Source organism: Streptomyces sp. NPDC050528, from assembly GCF_044457795.1.
Taxonomy (GTDB): domain Bacteria; phylum Actinomycetota; class Actinomycetes; order Streptomycetales; family Streptomycetaceae; genus Streptomyces.
In genome coordinates, this window is record NZ_JBITHH010000011.1 from 47596 (window position 1) to 55639 (window position 8044).

An 8044-nucleotide genomic window follows, 5' to 3' on the forward strand; every position below is an offset into this window, starting at 1 on the left:
TCTGTCCATGCCAGCCAATGGCTTGCACTATGCCTTCTGACACCTGACCTGAAAACACCGGGCGAGCACGGCCCGGAACGACACCCGGCGGTGAGCCACATGGTTCTCGGGAGCGACCTCAGGCGAAGGAACACAAGGCGGTTGCGGGGCACGGTAGTTACGGCGGCCATGGTCCTTGTGCTCGGCCCGGCGCTCGCGGCCTGCAGCGACGACAGCGGCGGCGGGAGCGACAGCGCCTCGCCGCCCACACCGTCCGTCGAGCAGTCGACGAGCGCACCGGCGACCGCGCCCGCCGACCCGGCCGCCGCGACGACCCAGATCAAGGCCAACTGGAAGAAGTTCTTCGACCCGGCCAGCTCCAGCGCGGACAAACAGGCCGTCCTGGAGAACGGCGACAAGATGGGCCCGGTCCTCAAGGCCTTCAGCGGCGACAAACGCGGCGGCCAGGTCCAAGCAGTCGTCCAGAAGGTCGAGTTCACCTCGGCGACCCAGGCGACCGTGACCTACAGCCTCACCCTGAACGGCGCCACCGCCCTCCCGAACGCCTCCGGGACGACCGTCCAACAGGGCGGCACCTGGAAGGTGTCCGTCAACACCCTGTGCGCGCTGGTGGCGTTGAGCGGCGATGCCTCGCAGTCGCCCGGGGCGGGCTGCTGAGGCGGTTGCCGCGGTGCTGCTGCTCCTGGGGAGCGCGGCCTGCGGCAGCCGCCTCCCGGAGAGCGACTTCGAGCACGGCAACTCCCGTACGCCCGCGCCGAGTAGCGGCACGCCGATCCGGGTCGGCATCATCACCAGCGCGACCAGCCCGGTCGGCGGCGACACCTTCACCGGCCCCCGCGACGGCGCCAAGGCGTACTTCGACCGCCTCGACGCGCGCGGGGGCATCGACGGGCACCCGGTCGAGGTGCGCCTGTGCGACGACGGCGGCAGCGGGGTCGGCAACAACGCGTGCGTGCACCAACTGATCGACGAGGACAAGGTCGTGGCCCTCGTCGCCACCACCGCCCTCGACTATGCGGGCGCCTCCCGCGTCTCCCACGCGCGCGTGCCCGACATCGGCGGCCAGCCCATCGGGTCCGCCTACGACACGTACCCGCACCTGTACGGCATCTACGGCAGCCTCGCGCCCCGCACCGGGACACCGGGCTGGGGCGGGCAGTTGTACGGCGGCACGGAGGTCTACCGGTACTTCAAGCGCGAGCAGGGCGCCCGTACCGCTGCCGTCGTGTCGTACAACCAGGCCGCGTCCGCCGCCTACGCCCGGCTCGTCGAGCGGGGTTTGAAGGCCGAGGGGTACAAGGTCGTCGCCGAGCAGGTCGACTTCGCGCTGCCCAACTTCCGTGCCGTGGCGGCGGACTTGAAGCAGCAGGGCGCCGACCTCGTCTTCGACGCCATCGACACACACGGGAACGCCCAGCTGTGCGAGGCGATGGACCAGGTCGGCGCGAAGGTCATCGCCAAGGTGACGAACGTACAGAACTGGACGTCGACCGTCCCCGAGGACTACAAGAACGCCCCGCGCTGCCGCAACGCCCTGTGGGCGACCGGGTCCAGCCGCGACTTCGACGACACCTCGCAGGCGGCCGTACGGGACTTCAGGGACGCGACGAAGGGGCTGAAGACGCACTCCCAGTGGCAGTTGGAGGGGTGGGCGGCGGCGATGTGGTTCACGGACGCGGCGAGGTCGTGTGCGAGGACGAAGACGGGCGTCACGCGCGCGTGCGTCGACGGGGTCATGAACCGGAGCGAGAACTACACCGCCGACGGGCTGTTGGTTCCCGTCTCTTTCGAGCGGCTTGCCGAACCGCCGAAGACGCGCAGGACGTGTCTGTCGGTGGCCCGCTGGCGGGACGGCAAGGGGTGGGTCCCGCAGGGGGACATGAACCGCACGTGTTTCGAGGTGCCGCAGCTGCCGTACAGCCCTTGACGCGGGCCGCCGCCTCTGACCCGGACCGTCCTTGATGGACACTTCGACCATGTTGGAGACCTCGGCACGACTCCTGCGTCTGCTCTCGCTGCTTCAGGCTCACCGCGAGTGGTCCGGCGCCGACCTGGCCGACCGGCTCGGGGTCACCGCGCGGACCGTGCGCCGGGATGTGGACCGGCTGCGGGAGTTGGGGTACCCGGTCAACGCGAGCCCCGGTACAGGGGGCGGCTATCAGCTGGGCGCGGGCGCCGAGTTGCCGCCGTTGCTGCTGGACGACGACGAGGCGGTCGCCGTGGCGGTCGGGCTGCGTACCGCCGCCGGGCAGGGCATCGAGGGCATCGGCGAGACCTCCGTACGCGCGCTCACCAAGCTCGAACAGGTGCTGCCGAGCCGGTTGCGCCGCCGGGTGGGTGCCCTGAACGCGTTCACCGTGCCGATGCTGCACAACACGCTGCCGTCCGCCGTCGACCCGGCCGTGCTGACCGAACTGGCCGCCCTGTGCCGGGACGCCGAGCGGCTGCGCTTCGACTACGAGAGTCACGACGGCACGCCCACCCGGCGCAGCGTCGAACCGCACCGCCTGGTGTGCACCGAGCGGCGCTGGTACCTGGTCGCCTGGGACCTGGACCGCGAGGACTGGCGCACCTTCCGGGTCGACCGCATCACGCCCAGGCCGCCGCACGGGCCGCGCTTCACCCCGCGCGAGCCACCGGCCGAGGACCTCGCCGCGCACGTGTCGAAAGGGGTCTCCACGCGCGCGTACGCCTCGCACGCCGTCGTACGGCTGCTCGTGCCCCTCCAGGAGGCCGCCGAGCGGATCTCACCGTCCGGCGGGACGCTGGAGGCCGACGGACCGGACGCGTGCCTGTTGCGGACCGGGGCCCCGAACCTCGACCTGATGGTGATCCACGTGATGATGATGGGCTTCGACTTCGAGGTCCTGGAGCCCGTCGAGCTGACCGAGCGGATCAGGACGGCCCGGGACCGGCTGTCCCGCGCGCTGGACCGGCAGGGCCCGGGTGCCGACGACGAATCTGTGCTGAAACGGTGAAACTCTTATGCGGCGTCAGCTCCCGCCGTAGCGCGCGGAATCGGAATGGAATGGGGTGCCCGGCCGGTTCTCGCGGCACTTTCCGCGGGGCTATTCGGGGAGCCGGACCGACATGCGGGAATTACGTTCGAATGCCTGCGTAAGACGTACGGAACCGCTCATACGTGTGAGGGATGCAGAACAAAACACACGTCCTGATCCTGTGACAGAAGTGTGACCGGAGAGGGACGGAGAGAGCGCAAGAGGGGCTAGCGTGGCGGGCATGGCATCCATTCCGACTCCACCGGCAGAGCCCCAGGACAGTCCGAACAGCTATGTGGGCCTCGACGCCACGGAGGCCGAGCGGCTCGCGCGGGAACGCGGGTGGCCGACCGTGCGGTCGCTGCCGCCGGGGGCGATCATCACCATGGAGTTCCGCGTGGGACGGCTCAACTTCGAGGTCAAGGACGGCACGGTGGCGCGCGCCTGGAAGGGCTGAGCGCAGACGTGACGAAGGCCCCTGTTCCGCTGGCGGAACCGGGGCCTTCTTGATGCGCGGGGAAGGTTGTGCGTACCGGCCCCGCGGTCTGGGGCGGGGGTCAGCCGCCCGCCGCCGGACGGGCCGTGGCCGTGGCCGGGGTGGTGCCGCGGGCCACGCGGTCCGGGTGCGGCGGGCGGCGGCTGCCGATCGGGGTGACCGGGGTGCGCTCCGAGCGGATCGTGTGCGGGCCCGGGGCGAGATGGGCCGGTGTCCGGGCCGAACGGCTCGCGGTGACCGTCTCGCGGGCCGCGGGGACCTCGTCGCCCGAGGAGGAGGCGCGCGGCTTGAGCAGCACCGGTGCGGTGACCGGGGCGGCGGGCGCGGGTGCGGGCGCCGTACCGCCGCGACGGGCACGCCAGCGGTCGCGGTAGTCGAAGATGCGGGTCTCGGCCAGCGCGATCAGCGGCTCGCACCACGGGAGGGCGAGCAGGACCAGCAGACCGGCGGCCCAGCCGAGCAGGACATCGCTCAGCCAGTGCGTACCCAGGTAGACCGTGGCGAGACCGACGCCGAGCGAGGTCACCGCGGAGGCGGCGGACAGCCAGCGGCGGGCGGCCGGCGTGGAGGCCAGATACGCCAGGATTCCCCAGGTCACGACCGCGTTGGCGGTGTGGCCGCTGGGAAATATATCGCCGCCGAGACCCATCTCGTTCGAGCCGATGACGGTGGCGTAGTGCGGGCCGAGACGGCCCATGCCGAGCTTGGCCGCGCCGACCGTGATGTTCAGCAGCAGCAGCAAGGTGCCCAGGGTCAGCAGCGGGCGCAGCGTGTGCTGCCGCCAGGAGCGCCAGCCCAGCCAGGCCGCGACCATCACCGCGGTGGGGCCGCGCTGGCCCAGGACCACGTAGTAGTCGACGAACCAGTGGATGCCGGCCCACTGCTGGTACGGCCGGAAGAACATGACCTGCCAGTCGAACCGGACCAGCCAGGACGTGGTCACGACGAGCCACACGATCGCCAGATAGAAGGCCAGGGTCGCCGCGAAGAGCACGACCCTGTGCCGGCTCATCTTCGGCACATCGATGTTGGCCGGCCGTTCAGGTTCACGGTCCAGCCTCGCGAACACCCGGTCCAGACGGGTGAGGTTTCGTTCGGTACGCACTCAATCGACGTTACAGCGAGTGAGTGTGGATCCCCGTCGAATCAGCGGCTTTGTGATGACGATGTGATGTGGGAAAGCTCTCAGGCGCAGGTTTATTTCCGAGGATTCCGCAATCCCGGACACCTCCGTCCTTCAATTCCTTTGATCATGCCGGGGTCGAGTTTTGTGGCCCTTATGAATTAGTTCACCAAATGATGGGGGGGAATTGGCCCGGCGCTCATGGAGCGTGACGAGTGGATCATGGGATGGGATGAGTGGATCATGGCGGGCCGGAGCCGTTCAGCCAGAACGCCCCGTACACGGCCGACGCCACCGCGACACCGCCCACCACCCACGCTGACCTGGACGTACGCAGCCGCGCCAGGGCGAGCGCGAGGGGGAGCAGCAGGGGGAAGGCGGGCATCAGCAGGCGCGGTTTCGAGCCGAAGTAGCTGGACGCGCACAGCGCGAGCGCGGTGACCACGCCCGTGTACACCAGGAGCGGCAGCGGTTGACCCTGGCGGACGCCCACGACGTACAGCCAGAGCACCAGCGCGACTCCGACGATCAGCCCCACCCCGGCCAGGGCCGAGGGGAACGACGTGAACTTCTCGCCGACGAAACGGGCGAAGGCCGCGCCCCCGTCGAAACCGTTCCGCCACCCCGCCTGCACGTCGAGATAGCCCAGCGTGCCCTTGCCGGTGCGATGGCCCACCCACAGGACGTACCCGGCGGCGCCCAGGGGCGCGAGCGCCATGCCGAGGGCGCGCGGCCACGCTCGTGCGCCGGGCGCGGGCGCCGTGCTGCGATCCCGCACGAAAGAGGCCTCCGCGCGCGGGGCGAATCCGGTGAACGAGATGATGCCCGCGACCCACACCGCCGCGACGACCGCGAGCCCGACCGGCCGCGTCAGCCCGGCCAGCAGGGCGAGCGTGCCCGCCGTGAGCCAGCGGCCCGTCAGCACGGCGTACAGGGACCAGGCCGCGAGTGCGGTGAAGAGCGACTCGCTGTACGCCATCGACTGCACGATCCCGACCGGGAGTACGGCCCACAGCAGGACGGCGCACACGCCCACGCGGCGGCCGTAGACATGCTCGACGACCGCGAAGATTCCCCAGGCCGCCGCGAGCGAGGCGAGGAGGCTCACCGCGAGGCCGCCGTCCGCGTACGACAGCGGGGTCACCGCGTGCAGGAGTCTTTCCAGCCAGGGCAGCAGCGGGAAGAAGGCGAGGTTCGAGTGGACGTCGCCGTCCGGGAGGCGGACCTCGTAGCCGTATCCGAGGTCGGCGACCCGGGTGTACCAGAGGGCGTCCCAGCGGGCCGTCAGCAAGGTGTGGGCGCTCTTGCCGCGCGCCGCGCTCCACACCGCGAGCACCACCAGGCCCAGGGCGCGGACGGCGGCGTACCCGAGGAGGGCCGGGGCCGCCCGGCGCAGAGGTGCTGCGAGATCGTTCACGGACCGATTATCGAGGGGGCGCGGAACCGGCAGGCCCGGCGGGGGCGTGGTCCACAGAAGGGCGAGTGGTGTACGCCACACGTGTTCTCCGGGGAGTGTGAGAGGTCCGCCACGTGGCATTGGCGTGAACTCGCGTACGCTGACGGCTCACTCGCCTTCGTTGCGCGGGTCGGAGACACCGCTCCTCTCCGGCCGCAGTCACGGGGAGTCCCCACCCCGTGAGCCCGCCGAACGCGAGGGATCATCTGGGAGGTAGTTCATGTCCGGGACGACCACGGCCGCCGCAGCGCTGCGCCGTCGGGCGGCCGGGGCCGGTGCCAACCGCTGGGTCGTCCTCGTCGTCCTCTGTGTCAGCCTGCTGCTCGTCGCGCTCGACGCCACCGTCCTCCATGTCGCGGTGCCCGCCGTCACCGAGGACCTCAAGCCCGGCGCGATAGAGCTGCTCTGGATCGTCGACGTCTATCCGCTGGTCTGCGCCTCGCTCCTCATCCTCTTCGGCACGCTCGGCGACCGCGTGGGCCGCAGGCGCATCCTGCTCCTCGGCTACGGCCTCTTCGGCGTCGCCTCCGGCCTTGCCGCGCTCGCCCAGGACGCCCAGGTCCTGATCCTCGCGCGCGCCCTGCTCGGTGTCGGCGGCGCGATGATCATGCCGGCCACGCTGTCGATCCTCCGCCAGGTCTTCCCCGACCGGCGTGAGCGGGCGGTGGCGATCGGTGTGTGGAGCGCGGTGGCGGCGGTGGGCGCGGCGGTGGGACCCCTGCTCGGCGGTTTCCTGCTCGAACACTTCTGGTGGGGCTCGGTCTTCCTCGTCAACATCCCCCTGATGCTGATCAGCCTCCCGATCGGCCGCCTCCTGCTCCCCGAGTCCCGGGGCGACCGCAACGGCCCGTGGGACGTCGTCGGCGCGCTCATGGCCGCAGGCGGTCTCTTCGGTGTCGTCTTCGGCGTGAAGCGGCTCGGCGGCGGGGAGCCGGTGGAGAGCGGGTGGACCGTGGCCCCGCTGCTCGTGGGCGCGGTGCTGCTGGTTCTTTTCGTACGACGGCAACGGCGCCGGACGCATCCGCTGGTGGACCTGAAGATGTTCCGCAGGCCGGCGTTCAGCACGTCGGTCGGCTGCATCGTGCTGGCGATGCTGGCACTGGTGGGCCTGGAGCTGATCGCGGCGCAGTACCTGCAACTGGTGCTGGGGTTGTCGCCTCTCCAGACAGGTCTACGACTCCTTCCGCTGACGTTCGCGGCGATGGCGGCGGGCTTGTTCGGGGCGCGGATGCTGCGGCGGTTCGGCCCGCGCCGGATGGTGTGCTTCGGGTTCTGCCTCACCGCGTTCTCGGTTCTGACGCTGACCGCGATGGGTGGGCAGGACAACACGGGGCTGTTGCTCTTCGGGTTCCTGTTGCTGGGGTTCGGGCTGGAGATGACGCTCTTCGGGGCGTACGAGTCGATGCTCAGCGAGGCACCACCGGCCCAGGCGGGCGGCGCGGCGGCGATCGGCGAGACCTCGTACCAACTCGGCGCGGGGATCGGCATCGCGCTTCTCGGCAGCGTGATGAACGCGGCGTATGCGCCCGGGCTGTCGTCCGTTCCCGGTGTACCGGCGTCCGCGTCGGCGTCCGCGGGGCATTCGCTGGGGGAGGCGTACGACGTTGCCGGGCGTCTCGGCGGGGAACGTGGAGCGGCCCTGCGCCACGCGGCTCGGCACGCCTTCGTCCACGGCCTGCATGTCACGTTGCTCGTCAGCGCGGGGTTGCTGCTGCTGGGCGCGGTGATGGCATTGCGGTTGCCCCGCGTGATGCAGTGCGAGGCGCCACTGGCCACGGTCCCTGCCCCGAGGGAAGTAGCAGAGTCCCGCGTCTCCGCCTGACGCAACGGCGCTCTCCCACCCACGCACCACCCGTTTACGGGCAATCGAGGGGTGAACGTGTCCTGTGGGGGCCGCCCACCGTTGGCGGGTGCGGGTGCGGGTGCGGGTGCGGGTGCGGGTGCGGGTGCGGGTGCGGGTGCGGGTGCGG

General features: G+C 70.8%; 7 protein-coding genes. 5 read left to right on the forward strand and 2 right to left on the reverse strand.

All coding sequences use genetic code 11. The features are described from left to right. Positions 1 to 99 precede the first annotated feature (99 nt). From ACIBK4_RS33645 to ACIBK4_RS33660, 4 genes are all read left to right on the forward strand, one after another. Positions 100 to 657 carry a hypothetical protein gene (locus ACIBK4_RS33645; protein WP_399000884.1) on the forward strand — a complete coding sequence of 186 codons (558 nt, stop codon included), beginning with the start codon at positions 100 to 102 and terminating at the stop codon, positions 655 to 657. After that, positions 626 to 1927, forward strand: a complete 1302-nt coding sequence (locus ACIBK4_RS33650; RefSeq protein WP_399000886.1) for an ABC transporter substrate-binding protein — start codon at positions 626 to 628, stop codon at positions 1925 to 1927. The genes ACIBK4_RS33645 and ACIBK4_RS33650 overlap by 32 nt, the downstream gene beginning before the upstream one ends. 49 nt (positions 1928 to 1976) lie before the next feature. Continuing rightward, positions 1977 to 2978 carry a helix-turn-helix transcriptional regulator gene (locus ACIBK4_RS33655; RefSeq protein ID WP_399000888.1) on the forward strand — a complete coding sequence of 334 codons (1002 nt, stop codon included), beginning with the start codon at positions 1977 to 1979 and terminating at the stop codon, positions 2976 to 2978. A 262-nt stretch (positions 2979 to 3240) separates the two neighbouring features. After that, entirely contained in the window at positions 3241 to 3456 is a 216-nt protein-coding gene (locus tag ACIBK4_RS33660) for an I78 family peptidase inhibitor (protein ID WP_266767229.1), read from the forward strand. A gap of 100 nt (positions 3457 to 3556) precedes the next feature. On the opposite strand, the gene ACIBK4_RS33665 is transcribed toward ACIBK4_RS33660, so the two are convergent. Together ACIBK4_RS33665 and ACIBK4_RS33670 are read right to left on the reverse strand one after the other, a co-directional pair. Then, the gene (locus ACIBK4_RS33665; protein WP_399000890.1) at positions 3557 to 4600 is read right to left on the reverse strand and encodes a phosphatase PAP2 family protein; all 1044 of its coding nucleotides are present in this window, start codon (positions 4598 to 4600) and stop codon (positions 3557 to 3559) included. Positions 4601 to 4859: 259 nt separating this feature from the next. After that, positions 4860 to 6035, reverse strand: coding sequence for a hypothetical protein (locus ACIBK4_RS33670; protein WP_399000892.1), 1176 nt, complete (start codon positions 6033 to 6035; stop codon positions 4860 to 4862). 259 nt (positions 6036 to 6294) lie between these two features. Here ACIBK4_RS33670 and ACIBK4_RS33675 point away from each other — a divergent pair, with 259 nt between their 5' ends. Next, positions 6295 to 7896: an MFS transporter gene (locus ACIBK4_RS33675; RefSeq protein ID WP_399000894.1), complete on the forward strand. Its 1602-nt coding sequence runs from the start codon at positions 6295 to 6297 to the stop codon at positions 7894 to 7896. Positions 7897 to 8044: the final 148 nt, after the last annotated feature.

Excerpts from the sequence above, each read along its gene's own strand:
- ACIBK4_RS33645 (WP_399000884.1), top strand. The coding sequence starts at position 100 with ATGGTTCTCGGGAGCGACCTCAGGCGAAGGAACACAAGGCGGTTGCGG.
- ACIBK4_RS33650 (WP_399000886.1), top strand. The coding sequence starts at position 626 with ATGCCTCGCAGTCGCCCGGGGCGGGCTGCTGAGGCGGTTGCCGCGGTG.
- ACIBK4_RS33655 (WP_399000888.1), top strand. The coding sequence starts at position 1,977 with ATGTTGGAGACCTCGGCACGACTCCTGCGTCTGCTCTCGCTGCTTCAG.
- ACIBK4_RS33660 (WP_266767229.1), top strand. The coding sequence starts at position 3,241 with ATGGCATCCATTCCGACTCCACCGGCAGAGCCCCAGGACAGTCCGAAC.
- ACIBK4_RS33675 (WP_399000894.1), top strand. The coding sequence starts at position 6,295 with ATGTCCGGGACGACCACGGCCGCCGCAGCGCTGCGCCGTCGGGCGGCC.